Origin of the sequence: Shewanella polaris (assembly GCF_006385555.1) — a bacterium.
In the GTDB taxonomy this organism is placed as follows: domain Bacteria; phylum Pseudomonadota; class Gammaproteobacteria; order Enterobacterales; family Shewanellaceae; genus Shewanella; species Shewanella polaris.
Map to the genome: position 1 here is coordinate 3,349,582 of NZ_CP041036.1, position 18,633 is coordinate 3,368,214.

The 18,633-nt window shown below is 37.7% G+C and carries 18 protein-coding genes and 1 other RNA gene; 7 read left to right on the top strand and 12 right to left on the bottom strand.

Features of this window, described 5'->3' with window-relative positions; genetic code table 11:
• Positions 1-1,105 precede the first annotated feature (1,105 nt).
• From FH971_RS14525 to FH971_RS14535, 3 genes are all read right to left on the bottom strand, one after another.
• Positions 1,106-2,848 (bottom strand): tetratricopeptide repeat-containing diguanylate cyclase, encoded by a 1,743-nt coding sequence (locus FH971_RS14525; RefSeq protein WP_167496034.1) that lies wholly within the window; start codon positions 2,846-2,848, stop codon positions 1,106-1,108.
• Between the two features lie 5 nt (positions 2,849-2,853).
• Positions 2,854-3,066, bottom strand: a complete 213-nt coding sequence (locus FH971_RS14530; protein WP_140234808.1) for a hypothetical protein — start codon at positions 3,064-3,066, stop codon at positions 2,854-2,856.
• A 266-nt stretch (positions 3,067-3,332) separates the two neighbouring features.
• Complete coding sequence (locus tag FH971_RS14535) at positions 3,333-4,169, bottom strand: SAM-dependent methyltransferase (RefSeq protein ID WP_140234809.1); 837 nt, start codon at positions 4,167-4,169, stop codon at positions 3,333-3,335.
• A 334-nt stretch (positions 4,170-4,503) separates the two neighbouring features.
• Here FH971_RS14535 and FH971_RS14540 point away from each other — a divergent pair, with 334 nt between their 5' ends.
• On the top strand, positions 4,504-5,007 hold the full coding sequence (locus FH971_RS14540) for an outer membrane protein assembly factor BamE (protein ID WP_137226403.1): 504 nt from the start codon (positions 4,504-4,506) through the stop codon (positions 5,005-5,007).
• Positions 5,008-5,120: 113 nt separating this feature from the next.
• Here the strand turns inward: FH971_RS14540 and FH971_RS14545 are convergent, their stop codons facing one another.
• Positions 5,121-5,456: an RnfH family protein gene (locus FH971_RS14545; protein WP_140234810.1), complete on the bottom strand. Its 336-nt coding sequence runs from the start codon at positions 5,454-5,456 to the stop codon at positions 5,121-5,123.
• The gene (locus FH971_RS14550; RefSeq protein ID WP_137226401.1) at positions 5,446-5,883 is read right to left on the bottom strand and encodes an SRPBCC family protein; all 438 of its coding nucleotides are present in this window, start codon (positions 5,881-5,883) and stop codon (positions 5,446-5,448) included. The genes FH971_RS14545 and FH971_RS14550 overlap by 11 nt, the downstream gene beginning before the upstream one ends.
• Before the next feature lie 237 nt (positions 5,884-6,120).
• Between FH971_RS14550 and smpB the strand changes: the two genes are divergently transcribed.
• From smpB to FH971_RS14565, 3 genes are all read left to right on the top strand, one after another.
• A complete protein-coding gene (smpB, locus tag FH971_RS14555) occupies positions 6,121-6,612 on the top strand; it encodes an SsrA-binding protein SmpB (RefSeq protein WP_137226400.1) in 492 nt (163 codons plus the stop codon).
• A 145-nt stretch (positions 6,613-6,757) separates the two neighbouring features.
• Positions 6,758-7,113, top strand: a transfer-messenger RNA (tmRNA) gene (gene ssrA, locus FH971_RS14560).
• Between the two features lie 434 nt (positions 7,114-7,547).
• Positions 7,548-7,811, top strand: coding sequence for a hypothetical protein (locus FH971_RS14565; protein ID WP_140234811.1), 264 nt, complete (start codon positions 7,548-7,550; stop codon positions 7,809-7,811).
• A gap of 756 nt (positions 7,812-8,567) precedes the next feature.
• Here the strand turns inward: FH971_RS14565 and FH971_RS14570 are convergent.
• Together FH971_RS14570 and FH971_RS14575 are read right to left on the bottom strand one after the other, a co-directional pair.
• Positions 8,568-9,407 carry a hypothetical protein gene (locus FH971_RS14570; RefSeq protein WP_140234812.1) on the bottom strand — a complete coding sequence of 280 codons (840 nt, stop codon included), beginning with the start codon at positions 9,405-9,407 and terminating at the stop codon, positions 8,568-8,570.
• Positions 9,382-10,338: a CE1 family esterase gene (locus tag FH971_RS14575; protein WP_140234813.1), complete on the bottom strand. Its 957-nt coding sequence runs from the start codon at positions 10,336-10,338 to the stop codon at positions 9,382-9,384. Before FH971_RS14575 ends, FH971_RS14570 begins: the two co-directional genes overlap by 26 nt.
• Positions 10,339-10,460: 122 nt before the next feature.
• Between FH971_RS14575 and FH971_RS14580 the strand changes: the two genes are divergently transcribed.
• Positions 10,461-12,527 carry a winged helix-turn-helix domain-containing protein gene (locus tag FH971_RS14580; RefSeq protein WP_140234814.1) on the top strand — a complete coding sequence of 689 codons (2,067 nt, stop codon included), beginning with the start codon at positions 10,461-10,463 and terminating at the stop codon, positions 12,525-12,527.
• A 125-nt stretch (positions 12,528-12,652) separates the two neighbouring features.
• On the opposite strand, the gene FH971_RS14585 is transcribed toward FH971_RS14580, so the two are convergent.
• The 4 genes from FH971_RS14585 to FH971_RS14600 all read right to left on the bottom strand — a co-directional run bounded on the left by FH971_RS14585 (position 12,653) and on the right by FH971_RS14600 (position 16,242).
• On the bottom strand, positions 12,653-12,997 hold the full coding sequence (locus FH971_RS14585) for a zinc ribbon domain-containing protein YjdM (protein ID WP_011636566.1): 345 nt from the start codon (positions 12,995-12,997) through the stop codon (positions 12,653-12,655).
• A gap of 238 nt (positions 12,998-13,235) precedes the next feature.
• Positions 13,236-13,427: a ribbon-helix-helix domain-containing protein gene (locus tag FH971_RS14590; protein ID WP_011636565.1), complete on the bottom strand. Its 192-nt coding sequence runs from the start codon at positions 13,425-13,427 to the stop codon at positions 13,236-13,238.
• A 187-nt stretch (positions 13,428-13,614) separates the two neighbouring features.
• Entirely contained in the window at positions 13,615-14,937 is a 1,323-nt protein-coding gene (locus FH971_RS14595; protein WP_240778505.1) for a leucine-rich repeat-containing protein kinase family protein, read from the bottom strand.
• Positions 14,938-15,198: 261 nt separating this feature from the next.
• Complete coding sequence (locus FH971_RS14600) at positions 15,199-16,242, bottom strand: alkene reductase (RefSeq protein WP_140234816.1); 1,044 nt, start codon at positions 16,240-16,242, stop codon at positions 15,199-15,201.
• Positions 16,243-16,387: 145 nt separating this feature from the next.
• Between FH971_RS14600 and FH971_RS14605 the strand changes: the two genes are divergently transcribed.
• On the top strand, positions 16,388-16,981 hold the full coding sequence (locus tag FH971_RS14605; protein ID WP_140234817.1) for a TetR/AcrR family transcriptional regulator: 594 nt from the start codon (positions 16,388-16,390) through the stop codon (positions 16,979-16,981).
• 100 nt (positions 16,982-17,081) lie between these two features.
• Here the strand turns inward: FH971_RS14605 and FH971_RS14610 are convergent, their stop codons facing one another.
• Complete coding sequence (locus FH971_RS14610; protein ID WP_140234818.1) at positions 17,082-17,330, bottom strand: TIGR02922 family protein; 249 nt, start codon at positions 17,328-17,330, stop codon at positions 17,082-17,084.
• A gap of 406 nt (positions 17,331-17,736) precedes the next feature.
• Between FH971_RS14610 and FH971_RS14615 the strand changes: the two genes are divergently transcribed.
• Positions 17,737-18,462 carry a YebC/PmpR family DNA-binding transcriptional regulator gene (locus FH971_RS14615; protein ID WP_140234819.1) on the top strand — a complete coding sequence of 242 codons (726 nt, stop codon included), beginning with the start codon at positions 17,737-17,739 and terminating at the stop codon, positions 18,460-18,462.
• Positions 18,463-18,633: the final 171 nt, after the last annotated feature.

Genomic DNA, 18,633 nt, shown 5'->3' on the forward strand with positions numbered 1-18,633 from the left:
AATTACTATTCGTCTCACTCTCATTTATCCGTAAAGCTTAATGTCTCTGCTTAAACAATGAATGCGTTTAATGAGTTCAAATAATCAGTTAACGATTGATACTCAAGTGAAGTTAACGGTTATCACCTAAAACTTTCAAATGTCTGTTTCGTACTAAAAACTAACCAAAAACGTTTGTAATTGCAACAGTTATCAGTTTACCAAATGACTCAAACACCATTGATGACGATCACATAAATTGGTCGCACCAAGATAAGAATAAAACCATAGGCAATTGTAAAATAACAATAAAATATGAAACACCTTATTATAAAAAAACGATAACTTAAATTCATCTTACCAATTTACCAACACATTAAAATGGTAAAAACAGTTGTAATAAAAAAACATATTGTAAACATAAGTTCACTAAACTTTGGTCTATATTATTGAATTAAACAATTTAATAACGTTTTGAGTTAACCTGCACGTAATCAATAAAACATCATAATAAACAGTAGATTAAGCAATCCCACCACATAGCAATATTCAAACAACCGTTTAATTATTACGTTTACGTAAACGTTAAAAATATCGAGTGTTTTAATGATTAAAATACGAGTTACGTAGGCCGATCAACAAGGTCATGTAAATTGGTTTATTTGAAAAAATAATTAAATTATTTTTCAAATAAACCAATAAATGTCATAAAGACCGACAATAAATGCGCCAAGAAGGTTTTTAGCATTAGCAACCCAGAGGCTAGGACGAGTGAGTCGTGCAGGAATGTTAAGCGGTTAGTTATGATAAATGAGATGAGGGTCATGAAGGACAACGCTAAGCCGACAGAGCAAGGGTTAACAAACTAAATACTCGCACAGATAAAGGCGGTGTTAGCAATTTTATTATTAAGTGTGCGCTTGTAACCTAGCATTGGCTTTATCATAGAAGCGACCTGCAATGTTACGGAAAAAATGTGGATGAATAATTTTAAAGCTCTAGCCTAAACAGACCATTTGATAAAATCATGCTTATTAGCCTTTATATAATAAAAAAGCCTAAACACGCGAATGCTTAGGCTTGTCATGCCAGTTAAGCATTAACTCAACACAGACAATGAAGGGAATTATTTTAACTCATCGGTATAACAAGCAACGCAGTTACGCCCTATAGCCTTAGCATGATATAAGGCCATATCAGCACGATGAATTAAAGGATCGAGGCTTAAATCATCTTTACCAACGCTACTGACACCAATACTGACGGTAACGGTAAACTCATGTCCAGAAAAACGAGTATTAATGTTGGCGACAGCATTACGAACATATTCAGCAAATTCAGTTGCAACACACTCTGTTTGCTTAGGCATAAAAATAGCAAATTCTTCCCCACCCATTCTGGTAAAAATATCAGTCGGGTTCAGCATGTCACTGATCATATTAGTCACTTTCTTTAATACCCAATCACCCGTTGCATGACCGTATTGATCATTAATATGTTTAAACAAGTCTAAGTCTAATAATAATACCGAAAATGGTTCATCAAGAGTTTGGGTTTGAACAAACTGATTCTCGGCAATTTCTTGCCCTGCACGTCGATTAAGAATACCAGTTAATCCATCACGTTGAGCTTGTTTCATGAATTGATTACGTTGTAACCAAGCAGCTATCAGTAACAACAATAATCCAACAGACAAACCAACAAGCAAGGTAGAGAACATGACTGACGAACTTTTCTCTTTCATAAATAAATCTTTTTGCTTCATTAGCAGCTCATGATCTTGAATTAAGCTGGTATTTTCACGATTTTTTTCAACGCTATCAAAGCGAGCCATTTGATAGGCATTTTCTTTTACTTTTTGTTCATCAAGTAATTGCTTATCAAGTGCAGAAGCAACAACTTGAAACTGATATGCTTTATCAAACTGACCTCGCTTACCTGCAATTAAAGAAAGCACTTCATTAACACGCTTTTTTACCTGCATATTACTGGGCTTATTAGGTAAAGCATTAACCAATTGCGCAAACATTTCAGCTTGCTGAAAATCATCTAAATGAAAATAAATAACGCTCAAATAAGATTGTATTTCGTTAATTTCGACTTCAAATTTAAACTTTTGATAGCGCTCTAAAGCAACAAGATAAAATGGTTCAGCTTCAGCATATAACCCTTTATCAAACAGCACATTACCATGTCCTTTGATAGACATAATTTCTATCAATGGAAAACCATTATCTTTACAATAAAGTTGTGTATCTTTGAACAATGTTTCTGCTTGGTCAAAATGAGTTAACTTTAAATGAGCCACGGCGTGGTACAACATCAAATAACATTGATATTTAGGGTCTTTGCCTTGATTTAAATTCAATGATAATTGTGCAATCCGTAGTATCTCATCATAAGCACCAAGCTCTAAATACACATTCATTAAACGACTGTATGACTGTATTTTTATTCTAGGATCTTGGTAATTATCGATACGAGCAAGATTTTTTTCTAAAAGAGAAAAGGCTTCTTGATAGTTACTCAGTCCTATATTTGCGGTAATTTTAAATAAATAAATATTTGTCAACAGCTCCCCTCTAGGATTGAACGACAACGCTTTATTTAACACTTCATCCGCTTTAGCAAAGTCACCTAAATAAATATATTTGGCACTTATTAACCCATAGAGACGACTATGTTGTTGTGGGGTTAATGATAATTCTGAGGATAATATAGTATCAATTTTATCAATGGCAATATTGATATCTGTCTGCAATGACCGTTCAATAGAATCTAATTCGTTATCATAATCGGTGCTATCAGCATTCACCGCAAAGCTTAAAAACAGTGCGATGATAACAGAGTACAATATTTTTGAGGACAACTTCATTATTCCGTGGGGTTTACTACAAGCAAATACATGGACATTTCTTTATCACCTGACAACTTGCTAACTTGTGCTTTATCTCCAGACATTACAGCTTCAATTTCTTCTTTTGTTAATCCATTCGCCTTCATAATGCCACGAGGATCAAGCTTATAAGCTTCCAATAAAGCAGCATTAGTCCCAAGCTGAGTAAAGAATTTATTCATATTTGACATATGGTGACCTTTTTATTTTTCAAATTATATTGCTAATGGATAAGCAAAATTTACATCTATTTTTTAGCCATCTTTAACGTTACTGGATAATAGAGCCTGCCAAAGTAGCGTCTCAGTTAAACCATCTTAAAATAGCATGATTATATATCACAAGTCATTGTTACATAAAATATTTACATTTTTTTGACGATATTGAATTAAACTAATGTAACATCATTATCACACAATCACCGCCCCCTCATCAGCAGCTTGTTTAATAAAATTACTTAGCCAATATCTAAAGCTGTTATGCCTAACTTGGCCAATACTTCATCATTAAGAGTCATCTTACTCGCAGGAGGGATTAATAATGTGCTAATCATCGTTAATCTAGCATCTGGTAACGCGGATAGCGTCATACTTTCTATAATGGGTGATTGGAAAGGTAAATTTGCCGCTTCATATATAATGACGTCATGATTAAGCGGATACCATTGATTTAAATGTTCAACCAAAATCTGCAATTTATCTGTAGTAGTGCTAAATTGAGTCAAGGTATGTTCACCCGCAAGAGCTATCTGCCATAGTAAAAGGTGCGTAGTCGGATCTGGCACATGGTTATAAAGCATGAACTGCGTAGCCTCAAAGCTTTGGTGACCACGATTTCCAGGATCAATGCCTAAATCAGCCCACAAACAAGCTTCCGCAGAAATACCCGGTAACATACTAGCGCCAAAACCTTCACCGAGAGCTTGTTTAATGGATAAATGCCCTACACAAGCAAATACACCAGGATGACCATATAAAGCGCATACAACTAACTTGCCGAGGCGGACTTCGTCTAAGATAACATCCACCATTTCGGCATAAGTATCACGACGATTTTTGACCTCATCTTTTTGAGCATAATAAGGTTGAAGTGAACGGACATCAGCATTGAGAGACTTAAGCCAGCGTACACAAAATCCATCAGGCACGAGTGAAAACACCACATCAGCATGCTCAATATAGCTCAAACTCAATGCACCGATTTGTCCGGCAAGTTGTAATCCAGTGCCAACACAAACAAGATTGCCTTTCTTTGGGCTAGTTAATATTGTGTTCTGTGATTGCTCAATCGTCATCGTGGTTTCTTATGTTGTAATCATTACTGTTTAAAATAAAGCATATGTTCAAATAATCAACAGCTTACGCCATTTAGTACTTGATATTTATAAGTTTTAGTTCGAGCGTTTAAATCAAACAATTGAATATCATCACATTTGAACTACATCATACCAACATTATTTATACAAGGTTGAATAAAGTTCAAAGTTTTCGATAAATATATTTGTCACACTAAAATGGAACTTAGCACGTTAAATTGACTCAAAATCACAACATATTCTCATAGCCCCTTGTCAGAATGGGGACAGCTTGGGTATGATGACCGACAGAATTTAGGAACTAGCGCAGACAATGATAAACAAAAAACAACGTCTTACCCTTGTAAGCGCAGTAGCGCTTACATTATCTCTTAGCGGATGCAGTGTTTTTGATTGGTTGATTTACAAGCCAGATGTGCCGCAAGGCAATTACATGGAAACACAGCAAGTCGACAAACTTCGTATAGACATGACCAAAGAACAAGCTGAATATATTTTAGGCCGCCCAGTATTGCGCGACAGCTTCTCAGATGACACTTGGTACTATGTATACCATTTCAAAAGTGGTCGAGATGCCAGTATTACGCATAAAGAATTAATCATTCACTTTGATGGAGACAAAATTTCGAGTGTTGTTGGAGATTATGATCTCAGCCCGGAATTTAATACTCCACTTGAAGAAAGTTCATTACCATCGGTGAACGAGCCTGAAGTTAAACCGCTTTTACCTGAAATTCGCCCCGACAGTAAACCTTTGGTTGAAGAGTTACGTCCAGAGTTAAACATTCAAGCTGAACAAAATAATGAATCAACATAAATCACACAATAACATGTGATTTATGTGAATAAAAAAGCAGGACCTCTCACGAGAATCCTGCTTTTTTGCTATATAACCACCAAAAACTTAACCTTTCGTCTTACGAATTGAGGTTAATTAACTTTAGCACCAGTAATTTTATTAATGCGGCCTTCATCTTTGGCTTTTTCAGCACGCTTGCGACGCACATCTTTAGGGTCGGCAATTAACGGTCGATAAATTTCAACTCGTTGCCCAGGTACAAGAACCTCATCATGTTTAACCTGACGGCTAAATACCCCAAGCTTAACCTTTTCAAGATTAATCTCAGGAAAAAACTTAACCATATCACTTTGCTTAACCGCTTCAATAAATGTGGTTCCCGGCGACACCATCACCGAAATAATCTTTTGCTGTTTAGGCAATGCGTAAATGACATCTACCGAGAATTTTTCTGTTTCATTCGTCACGATAAATCACCTTTGCTCTGTCAGTAAATGCCATCACCATCGACGACATTAACTCTCTAAATACTTTACCAAACGCCATATCAACGAGCACGTTTGAAAATTCAAAATCTAAATCAAATTCAACTTTACAAGCATCTTCGGTCAGTTCAGTAAACTTCCATAAGCCGTGCATATACTTAAACGGGCCATTTTCTAGTTCAAGGGTAATCGATTTAGCTTCAATCACTTGGTTACGTGTAGTAAACGTTTTACTGATCCCCGCTTTACTAACATCAACCGAGGCCAACATGGTTTCACCATCAAATTCAAGTACCTTCCCGCCGACACAACCCGGTAAAAAAGCATGATATGACTCAACATCATTGACTAAATCATACATCTGTAAGGCACTAAATCTAACCAGTACATTCTTGGAAATTTTGGGCATCTGACATCACTATCCTTAATACAATAGTTCGATTTTATCACGTTAAATAAAAAAGGCATCTTAGAGAGTGGTTAAATCTCGTTGGAAATAACACAATCACCAAGAAACTGGGTATAATCGTTGTAATATCATAAATCTCCCCCATATCTCTTATATATTAGAGTTTATCAAATGGGCTCACTGCGGGTTGTCCAGCACCATCCTTCGGTCAACAACGACAATCAGAACGGTAATAAAATGGTAAAAAAGAAATCAACAAAAAATTCCTCAGCGAGCATTGCACGCAATAAACGTGCAACTTTTGAATTCCGCATCGAAGAAAAAGTCGAAGCAGGATTACAACTTATGGGTTGGGAAGTTAAGTCCATCCGCATGGGAAAAGTCAACTTATCTGACTGTTACGTCTATATTAAAGAAGGCGAAGCCTTTATGCATGGTTGTACTATTCAACCGCTTAATACTGCTTCTACCCATGTAATATGTGACCCAGTCAGAACTAAAAAATTGCTGTTAAAGCGCAAAGAAATTGACAAACTTGCCGGCCTAATTGAACGCCAAGGCTACACCTTAGTGCCATTATCAATGTACTGGCGTAAAGGTGCTTGGGTAAAAGTTGAAATTGGTTTAGGTAAAGGTAAAAAAGATCACGACAAACGTGAAGACACCAAAGAACGCGAATGGAAAATTGAAAAAGCTCGCGTAATGAAAAAAGACAAAGAAAGTGCTTAATCTCGTTAATAGACCTTTGAAGCCAATAGTGCCTATAAGTCTTTAACCAACAAAGGTCTATAATGAACAGATAGTGAACAAACGATTATAATTTGTTAATGTCCGCTAGGTATTCACCTAACAACACGTTATAATTGCGTCAATTGGGGGCGATTCTGGATTCGACAGGATTCACGAAACCCAAGGAGCATGTCGAGGGGCGGTTGGCCTCGTAAAAAGCCGCACCGTTATAGTTGCAAACGACTCTAACTACTCTCTAGCAGCTTAGGCTAGCTAGCCATCAACCACACGTTTCGCACGTGGACAGTGGATTCTGATGGTCATATTACAGTGTGCTAGCGAGGGAACTCCGTCCGGGGGTGAACCGCGAAATAGTACCGGACTCACCAAGTAGCATCCTGTCTTTCGGAGACTGCTTGGTTAAATAAAAGAGAGACTAAACATGTAGTGCCGAGGATGTAGGCTTTCTGGACGCGGGTTCAAGTCCCGCCGCCTCCACCAATTTATAGAAGGGCTTAGCAGCAATGCTAAGCCCTTTTTGTTTGTCTAATGGCGACAAAGTAGCGACAGCCAATAACATTGTTCTACTCATAATGAATCCACACTTAAAGCAGTTTCCTTACTAGTTAACGCATAAATGCCCCAAAGTGAGTTTCAGTTGGTAAGCTGTCCTGATAAATAACCAGTCAGTTAGCCTACCTTTACTAATCCATTCATGACACTAACTGATTGCTTTCACCAAGACCTTTGTATTAATGTGCACTTTTTCAATTAAGTCTGCTCGTTATTTCAGCATTGTTTTGCTAGAGTGCTTATTAATCAATGGCCTTGCTAATGCGAGGCTTAAATAATTGGTTTATTAAATATGCATGAGCATGTGCCATATACGCGCATGTGCACTATACAAATATGTGTTAAATGGAGCTAACTAATTAATGTCGTCTAAATTTAGTAAAAAAAATGCTGATTACAGTCAAAATGAAAGGAAAATTACAGCATTTATCTCTTTTTTAATATTTAGCTTACTTGCTTTTTATTATACAAAGACTTTTCTAATAGATAGTGAATCTTTAGAACTGATTTTGCCTTGTTTAATGGGACTTATAACGGGAACATTAATAAGCTTATTTAGTTACAGATACCCAAAAGTAATTCACTTAACAGTATTTGCACTACCGCTAATGTTTGCTGGTAGCTAAACATATCAACAAGGCCTTAAACGGAAAAATTACAGTTAGGCTCGCGCTCCGCGCGGTTTAGCCTAACTGTATTTTCCCGCTTAACTTAGCGTTACTGTATATCCGCTTGCCATACTTTCCCTAATGAGATTCATCACTTTAAGAGCTTTAACTCTAAGCAATTCCTGTCCAAAAATGATTTAGCGCACTTAGTGTTCTCATTTTTAACAATCACATAATTTCACCTCTAAACATATATAAACAATTGTTTTTATTTAACTTTATATATTTATTAATTTTAACCAGATCTTCTAACTCCTCACCAAAAATAGACAAATCCTGTTGGAAATGCGGGCTACAAGCACTAATAAACTTTAGATACGTCTATTTAGAACTGTAAAACAGTGAAATAAATCGCGATCTTTTCAGATCTTCGATCATTCAAAAGGCCCTGTGTCTGCGCTGGTTAGCCCTATGAACTGCAATACTATAAAACTGAAAAAAATTAACATAAAGAGCCCGCAGGAGGGTGAGGAAGAGTACGGATTTCGTGGAGTGGTTTCTTTGTGGTGCTGGTTTCCATGTGTTAAAGCTGGTGTTGATGGTTTGGTGGGGAGATATTAATAAGTTCATGGAGTAGCAACAAAAATCCTAGAGAATGGCTAGGCTTGTTAGGTTAATTGTTAGCCGCCATACTAAATTCTAATAAGACCACCTTACAATAGGTGGTCTTATTTTGCCTAAAATACAGTCATAATTAAAAATAACGACCAGATGTTAGAAAGAGCCACATGGATCTTTCATTGCAATCACCTCTGATACCAGTTGTCCAAATAGTGTTTGAATCTCTTCCGTTACTTCAATAGAAGGAATGTAAGGTAACAAATCTGCAGACTGCCCAGTTATGACTTCATAAAAAACTAACGAGGTCAAAAACCTACCTAAGTAAGCTGCATGATTTCCATCATTATGATGCAAGGGTAACCCAGGCGATATTTGCAAAACCCTTTTCCAGACTAAAGGAACTGGTGCAAGGCAAGTATCCTGAGATGATGCTATGGCTTTATGAATACCCAAAACATAATCCCCTTCGGCAATATTGCCTTTTTGCGCATGCTCAGGAAACAATATCGGTGTAACCCCTAATGACTTAGCCTTATCAAGCCATTTTTGTGCTGCAATGGTTGGATAACTGACAGATTGTGATTGAGAGTACTTTTGAGCTTGAAAAATAGCGTGTGTCCAACTTCCCTCTTCTAACCTTTCTTGTGCTGTATCTTTAGCGTAGGAGTCCACAAGATAGCCACCACCATAAACAACTACTTCAGCCTCTGATTGTGGTTTACCCGTTTTTATTAAGTCAGTGATTAAACCTGACAAACCTGATACATGACTATTTCCATATAAAATTATACGGTACTGATCTGTGTTCTGATTATTAGGTATTGGTAAATTTTGTTCTAAAATCGCTTGATTATCGCTGCCTCCTTGAGTCACATCATTCTTAACAACAGCAACCATTGGACTATCTTGGTTACAACCCGAATTGGCTATCAGTACGATGAAAATCAACACTGTTGTTGAAATAAACTTAAAGGCTTCCTTTATAAATGTCATACAACACCTCCGATAAATAACTACTCTCGTGGTTTACATTAGCCATGCTTGAATAGCTAACAGGCTTGATGCAGTTATCCCATTGCGTTGTCAACGTTGCAGAACTTGTCGAAGTCACTCCTGCATTCTCGGTGATAGTTGAAGTTTCAGCGCAACCATTGATCAGTCTCCAATGATTTAATGTATTTTCAACCGATGTAATATCTCCAAAAGTTCTGCCTTCCATTGGCACATCAGTATCAGATGGACTGTGAAAATGATGCAGCGCTACGGCTGTCGATGTAGGACACGCTTCAAAGTCCCCTCTAAATTGACCTGCTAATGTAATAACAGCAGTTAACTTTTCAGGAATAAGGCAAGCCAACTTATACCCCATAAAACCACCCGCAGAATAACCAAAAATATACACTTTATTTGACGTTACATTATATTGCGCAGCTAACTCATCCAATAAATCACTCACATAATCGACGTCCAAGTTACTGGTTTCCTCACCATCATTTAAGCTGCTCCATCCCCAAGTTCCTCCCGCACCGCCTTGAGGTGCAACTGATAGCCAAGACATTTTATTGCTGAGCATTTGAGCATCGAAAAGTTGCATAACTTTATTCGGATGCCCTGGTGCACCATGAAGAAGTAAAGCGATAGCTGTTGGATCCTCAATAGGCTTATAAACAACCGCCTCGCGATTTTGAAATTTAAGACAGCTAGCCCCCTCTAATAAAGCCTGCCCTACGCAAGTTTCAGTTTGCTCTTTAGTTGTAGTTGTAGTCACAGACTTAGAATCAGAACCTCCACCACAGCCAACCAGCCCTAGTAAGGTCATTGAAAGAATAAAACCGGTTGCTGAGAAAGCTCGCAACTCTTTTTGAATAGAAAGGTATTTAGGTAATATTAAGCATCGGTTAAATTTTGATTTTAGCGCTATCATTCTTATATCCTTTAAATTACTGTAATCTAATAAACAGTCTCAACTCCTTGGTTTATTTGCTTAATCGAGTGATGATTTTTTTATAATGAAATGGTAATGGATAGAAAGAACACAAGGAAAATATGATTTACTACTTTGATAACATTAAAGTTAACACTGAAGAAGTTACCTTAATAAAAGAAGGTTTATTGATTGATATTGAACCTAAATTATTTACGTTGTTAATATTTTTCTGCGAAAATAGCCATCGAGCATTATCACGTGATGAGTTAATTAATACTGTATGGGAAGGAAGAGTTGTTTCTGAAGCGGCAGTAAATAGAGCTGTAGGCCAATTAAGAAAAATCATCGAGCGAGATACAGCAAAACCCTTATACCTTAAAACTGTCAGTAAAGTGGGATATCAATTTATTGCTGAAGTTAAGAAAATCACCTCTGAAATGACTGAAGATATGGTAACAAAATCTTCAGTGACTCAATCCGTTACTACTACAAAACCATCAAATAATAGTCGTAAAACAATTGTAAAGTATCGGTTTACATTCATTATTTCTTTTCTTTTTCTGGTGAGTTTTTCCATCATTTATATCTTCTCAAAATCATCTCATATTGAGTATTTACCCCCTGTTGAAATTACTCAAAAAAATCCGATTACAACAACAAATAACAGCACCTTCAATCCATATTTTGACCCTTTAACTCACGACACGTTTGTTTTATATAAACCTGACCCTCAGTCGTTTGCTCAGATAAAAAAATTAAACTCACAAGGTCAATCACTTCCAGTCACTGACGATAGTTATTACTACACAGATGTGATTCCTCATGATGACACTAACCTACTGGCAGCAAGACTAAACAACCTTAATGAGAGAGAATGTGAAATCGTTTTAATTAATATCGCAACTCAATTAATCAAAACAATCACTCATTGCGGTCAATCAATCATTAATAACTTGGTGTTTAATAGCGATACTAATACTGTTTACTATCGCTACCGCAGTAAGGTAAGCCATCCGTATTCAATATATTCAATCTCACTTTCCAGTCTCAGGATTCAACAATTAACCATACCCGGCGCAACAAGTAACGGGTTAGGCTATACAGCATTTGAACTTTCACCTGACAAACAGCAAATAGCGATGATTGAATACAAGAGTGAAGATACTGATCAATTACAGCTTTATGATTTAAATACTCAAGAAATTATTCAACACCAAAATGTGCCGAAAGATATTCGGTCGATTATATGGTGGCGTTCAAAACAGCTATTAGCCAGTAATTCTGAAGGCTTATTGAATATTGATTTATCGCAACAACTCACCACTAAGGTCAAATCCACTATTGGCTTTGGCAGGCTTTCTAAAAAAAGTGATCACGCATTGTTATTTGAAAAAAGTGATTCACAATCAAACCTCGTAAAAATAGAATTAACTCATTTTAACCAAACTCAATTAACTAATTTAATTGGTGTAAATGGGAAGTCTGCTATGGCTCATACTTCAGAACGTATAATCTTTTTCAGTCAAACACCTCTAACCTCTAAGGTACTAATAAGATTAGAAAGTGGAGAGATTGTTGAAACTCATTTCCCTGAAAAAATCAGACACCTTACAACATTAGAGTGGTCCAAAGACGACAGTAAAATCGTGGCGTCGATCAATGATAAAATCTACCTTTTAAACATTAACTCAATGCAATGGAATAGAGTCTATTTTGATTTTAACAATGTGCATTACGTTAGCTTTATAGGAAATCAACACTTATTATTTAGTGCAGAGAAAAATGGAAACTGGAATCTTTGGTCACTTAACCTTACAACAAAAGAAACCGCAATAATGACAAATACCGAAGGCTATAGTGGACAGGTTGAAAATGGATATTTATTTTACACAAAATTCAGTTCTAAAGGGATATTTTATAAAGAGATTTCAGCTGAAAAAGAGTTTGTATTAGTTAAAGATATCCCTGTTACCGATTGGAATAATTGGCAAGTAAATAGTAATAACCTTACTTACCAACAAGGCGGAAAGTTAAAACAATATAACCTTAAAAGTAAGGAAACCTCGATACTATATGAATTTTCTGAAAAGCCTCTTCAATATTGTCGAACCGATACTCATTTTGAAGCAATTATATGTGAACTTAAGGAACGCTCAGTTAGCAATATCTGGCAAGCAGATTTCTAATCTAAAAATATATTACGTTATATGCAAAAAATGAATAACTTAAGCGTTTATTTATCTCACAAAAAAACCTGCACTAGGCAGGCTTTTAAAAGCACAAAATTAATTAGATTATGTGGAAAGCGCTATTAGCTTTGTTTTTTAACAAACTTCGATTTCAGCATCATTTGGCCATTGCCATCAACTTTACAATCGATGTCGTGGTCGCCGTCGACAAAGTGGTTGATCACTGCTTTAGTGCCCACTTTAAGCACAAGTGATGAACCTTTTACTTTAAGGTCTTTGATTAAGGTGACTTTGTCGCCTTCTGCTAATAAGTTGCCGTTAGCATCTTTTAAAATGATTGCGTCAGGATCAACCACTTCTTCATTTGGGTTCCATTCATTGGCGCATTCTGGGCAAATTAATAATGTGCCGTCTGAATAAGCATACGGAGACTCACATTTTGGGCATGGCGGAATTACATCACTCATATCTTTACTCTCTGTGTTCTTTGCAGTTGTCGAACAAGTTAATCGCGCTAATACGCAGTTCGACAGGCTTTATCGATTGGCGTTAAATAGAAAAGTCTCTACCCTGCCGAATATTGTAATGGCATTATAATGCTATTATCACAAATTGACTACCCTAGGGTGATAAACCAGCTGATCTGCTTACCCGTTAACGTGCCTGCTAGCATAGCCAATAGCATAACAATAGGCGAATTGAAGCTTAGCTTTTTACTTGTGGATTGGGACGACTTTGATTGTCACCAAAACTCACATCATGCTTTTCAAGATATTCGCGAATAAGCTGACGGGTGACTTGTGATGGGGTGAGATCTTGAGCGGCACAAAGCTGTTCAAATGCCTGCTTTTTTAGCGGGTCCATTAATACAGTAAAACGTGCAGTTTTATTTTCCACAGTGAGCTAGCCTTTCATTACGACATGATAATTTGATTATAATCCAGTGTGTGGCTAAAGACCATATTCGGTATTCTTTATTCGCAGAACGATTAACTCAGTCCATTAACTAGAGCTATTCACTCAAACTAAGAAACAACTAGGCAGGTTAAACCTAATCATGCCTTAGCCCGAGTGTGTTTATCTGTTAAGCAATACTCGCTAAACGTGGTAACAGCGCTTTAAAACTCGGTCTTGTTGATAAACTGTGATGCAAGCAATCTTGCACTAATTCACGCAACATTGCCGCTTGTGGTGTGTAGGGGTTATCGATGAGGTTTAGCATGTCATCGACCAAATAACCAAACGCCCTAACCTCAATCGCTTGCATTAATTGCAAATGCTGTGGGGGAAATTGCTTTAAATTTGATGCGGCGCCAAAGTCACCAAACAGCACGTTATCTTGGGTATTTATCATGATGTTGTGGGCATAAATATCACCATGACTTATACCATTTTGATGCAAATGAACCAAAATATCAGCCATTTGACTAGCTATAAGAGTAATGCGTGCCCAGGTAAATACGGTTTCGGGCTCAAAAGTGTCGCGACTACAAGTTTGTAATGACGGCGGTAAACCTAAATTGCCATAGCTTGGCGGAATAAGTTGCATCACTAAACCCAGTTGCTCTGGTTGATTAATTTGTGCAACCACATTAATCAAGTTTGGGTGCTCGCCAGCGGTTAAGCAACAATCGAGCTCATCTGCTGGATAACCATCGCTGGTCACCATGCCCTTAAACAACTTAATCGCTACATTAGCGTCACTACTAAAGCTGGTTTTATTTGAACGTTCAACGCGGTGAGTTGCTTGATAAATCAATCCCGATGCGCCCTGCCCGAGTAATTGGCCTAAATTAAACTGAGTTAATGGCACTGTAGGTACCCGAGTATTATCACAATGTTCAACATGACTAAATGCGTTACCCGCAAAAGCCAACCACGCTAAGTTAGGTAGCTCAAATAGCCAATCGGGTAACTTGGTGAGCTGGTTAGCAGACAAACGGATTAGGGCTAATTGATGACAGTTTGCCATGCTATTAGGCAGTGTGGTTAATAGGTTACCCGCTAGCGCAAGTTTTTCGAGACGATAACATTGACCTAAACTGTCTGGTAATTGCTCAATGTGGTTATCGGTTAATATTAACCAACGGGTTTGTTTTGGAATAGATGCTTCAGATACTGTGCGAATTTGATTGGCTTTAAAGCCTATCATTTCTAATTTTGGACACTGGCCTAATACAGCAGGAAGATGTTCAAATAGGTTATTCGATATAAACAAGATTTTAAGTTGATGCAAGTCAGCAAAGTTATCGGGTAATGATGACAATTGGTTATTGCTAAGATCGAGTACTTCTAAAGTATCAGCTAACTCAAACAACTTATCTGGAAACTCTGTCAGTTGTTCTGCGATAGTGATCCGTTGATAACCTTTTAACGAACCATTATTTAATTGCTGCAGTGTTTGCATCATGTTTCTCTTTGGCGAAAATTGTCGTCATAGTAATGGACTACACTCACTGAGACAAATGTCTTACAAACTTTAACAAAAAAAACCACAGCTAAAGCTGTGGTCAAGACGGATGCTAAAAAACAAAAATAGGGGTTGATGATTTTAGCGCCACTCCCCGCGCCTAACATAAGCATGGGAAAGGGATTCCTACAAACTACGTATAGCCACTTCACTTGAAGTGGTTAACGCAAAACAACAAACAAAAAATAACAAACAGGCTTAAATCAGTTCTGCTAGCATGTTGTCGGTGTAGGTGACTAATTCACCGCCATCACGCACTTTTGCCACATAGTCTGGGTTAGCGATAAATGGACGACCAATAGCTAACAAGTCAAATTTATTAGCTTCAATTGCAGCGCTACCCGTTTCTGCGGTATAGCTGCCAACGCCCACTAATGTACCAGTGTAAACACTACGCATGTACGCAGATGCACTGCCACCTAAATAATCAAACTGAGTTGAATCGTCAAAAATCCCTACATGTAGATATGCGAGATTACGTTTTGATAATTCTGGTAATAAATAATCAAATACTGCACGGTCACGCGGATCCGCGGCCATATTGAAATAAGCACCAGGAGATAAGCGAAGCCCTGTGCGGTCTGCGCCAATTCTGGTTGTAATAGCATCAACGACTTCTAAGGCAAAACGAGACATTTTTTCTGGAGTCTGGCCGTATTCATCATCACGACGATTACTGTCATGGTGTAAGAACTGGTCAATTAAATAACCATTTGCACCATGTATTTCAACACCGTCAAAACCGGCTTCAATCGCATTTTCAGCGGCTTGAGCATAATCTGCGACTAACTGCTTAATATCGTCTAACGTGGCAGGTTTTGGCGTTTGATAAACCAATTCACGCATTCTAGGCACAGTACCTTCAACCGCTTGTGCTGAAGCAGATAACACCTCGCCACCACCAAAAAAGTGTGGGTGTGCAACTCGACCAGTATGCCAAAGCTGGGCAAACATTTTACCGCCATTTTTGTGCACTGCATCGGTGACAACATGCCAGCCATTAATTTGAGCTGGAGTAAATAAGCCTGGGGTATTTGGATAACCTTGGCCGTCAGGGCGAATAATGGTCGCTTCGCTGATGATAAGACCCGCGTCTGCACGGCGAGCATAGTAATCTACCATTTTTTGCGTCGGCACAAGATCATCATCTGCCATACAACGCGTTAACGGTGCCATTAAAATCTTATTTGATAATGTTAAGGTGTCATTGAGTTTGTAAGGTGTAAATAAATTGGCCAGCATTTGACTAACTCCTATCTTGAATATACATTCAAGATTAATCTTAATTGAATATACATTCAAGTAAATTTTGAATGTATATTCAAATTTAGTTAGACTTGAGTGTTATGAGTTATCACGCTTTATTGTTGACCAAAAGTGAGCAGATATGAGACACGCTGAATTTAATAGAGAAACAGTTTTACGTGCTGCCATGGGCACCTTTTTAGTCAATGGATACGCTAAAACCAGCATGCAAGATCTCACTAAAGCCACGGGGTTGCATCCAGGTTCAATTTACTGTGCCTTTGATAATAAAAAAGGCTTGTTTATTGCTGCGATTGAACAATATCAACAACATCGCAGTGACCAGTTTGAGCAATTATTTGCTAATGACCACTCTGCGATAGACAACTTAGGTGATTACTTAGCGGTGATTGTACAAGAGTGTTTAAGTTGTGATGCGACTCAGTCATGCTTACTGACCAAATCATTAAGTGAGATGGGTGAGCAAGATGAACAAATTAAACAAATAACCTGCCAAATGTTGCAGCTTTGGCATCAATCATTAACATCGGTGTTTGAAACAGCCAAAGTTCAACAGTTGATATCACAAGAAAGCGATAGTCAATTTTTAGCGCAATATTTGGTGATGGGAATATACGGTTTACGGACCGTGGCTCACACTGAACCTAACACACAAGTATTACAGCCTTTGGCTGATAAATTGTTGGCCGATTTATTATGCAATAATTCGTTGTAGCGTAACACTCCGATTGTAAGCTACACACATCTCAAACAGCACAAAAAAAGACACCTTATGGTGTCTTATTTTTTTAAATTTACATCATTGAATCATAATGTTAAGTCACTACGCGCTGAGCATAAACACGTTCACCTAATGAATTCAATATCTTACACTCGCCTTCTAGAACTGCAATAATCGATTTACCTTGACGAAATGATTCTGGGATCATCACACGGCCTGTTTGGCTGATGTGTAAATCAGTCAGCACTGCATTGAACATTTCAAGGCCGACTGGTGCATCATAATACAACACGGTTACCGTCGAAATTGGTGGTTGACCTGCTTCGGCAGATTCAGATTTCATATTTGGACTCTCAGTTCAAGCTTAGTGGTTAATTGTTTAAATGATATTGATCATATTATTCATCAACACATCTCAGGATAAATAGGTGAAACGATGGTCTATTAATATCGGTTTCACCAAATGAGAGATCCTTTCCCTTATTTTATGGTTTGTTTTAAACAAAGACATACTATCAAATAGTGTTATCGATTCAAAACAATTGATACATAAAGTTAACACACGTGAGGTGTAAGTAAGAATAATGCACCAAGACTTTATGAAATGTAGACTCTAAAATTGGTAAGATTTATGCTGTTATCGAGGCTATTTATATAAAATTTAGAGCCAGCACCTAAACAGCACAACTTATTCCTGCTAGAATCGATGACAATTTTTAGCCTTAAACATTTAATAAAACGAGATTAAGATGGGCAGAGCATATCAAAATAAAAAAGAGTCCATGGCGAAAACCGCTGGCCAAAAGACACGTATTTACTCACGTTACGGTAAAGAGATTTATATTTGTGCTAAAGGTGGTGTTGACCCAGATGGCAACCTTGCACTACGAAGCTTGATTGCCCGTGCGAAGAAAGATCAAGTTCCAGCACACGTTATTGAACGTGCCATTGAAAAAGCTCGTGGTGGTGGTGGTGAAGATTATGATACCGCCCGCTATGAAGGCTTTGGTCCTGGTGGAACCATGGTAATTGTTGACTGCTTAACAGACAACGGTAATCGGACATTTACTCAGGTTCGCCAAGCATTTGTTAAGAATGATGCCAAATTAGGTAGCCCAGGTACGGTTGGCCACATGTTCGAACATCAGGCAGTATTTGTGTTTGATGGCGAAGACGATGAAGCCATTCTTGAATTGCTTATGATGGCTGACGTCGACGTTGCCGATGTAGAACTAGAAGATGGCATCATCAGCGTATATGCGCCAGTATCTGAGTTTAACAATGCCCGTACTGTATTAACTGAAGCCTTCCCAGAAATTGACTTTAAGGTAGAGAATTTAGCATTTGTGCCACAAACCATGACGGAAATCACTGGTGAAGATGTTGAAAGTTTTGAAAAGTTCTTAGCCGCTCTTGATGATTGTGATGACGTACAGAACGTTTACCACAATGCAGATATTAACGACGAAGAATAACTCAAACGAAGTCTGTTAAAGCGTTCTAAGCCTAAGTGCTAGAACGCTTGGCAACAGAACCGATAAAGCAAATAATAACGCTCTACAATCAAGCAGAGCACTTTTCCCCTTCGTCTCATCACTGTTACAAGCCTTACTGGTAAGACATAGTCTTCCATAATACTTGGTATC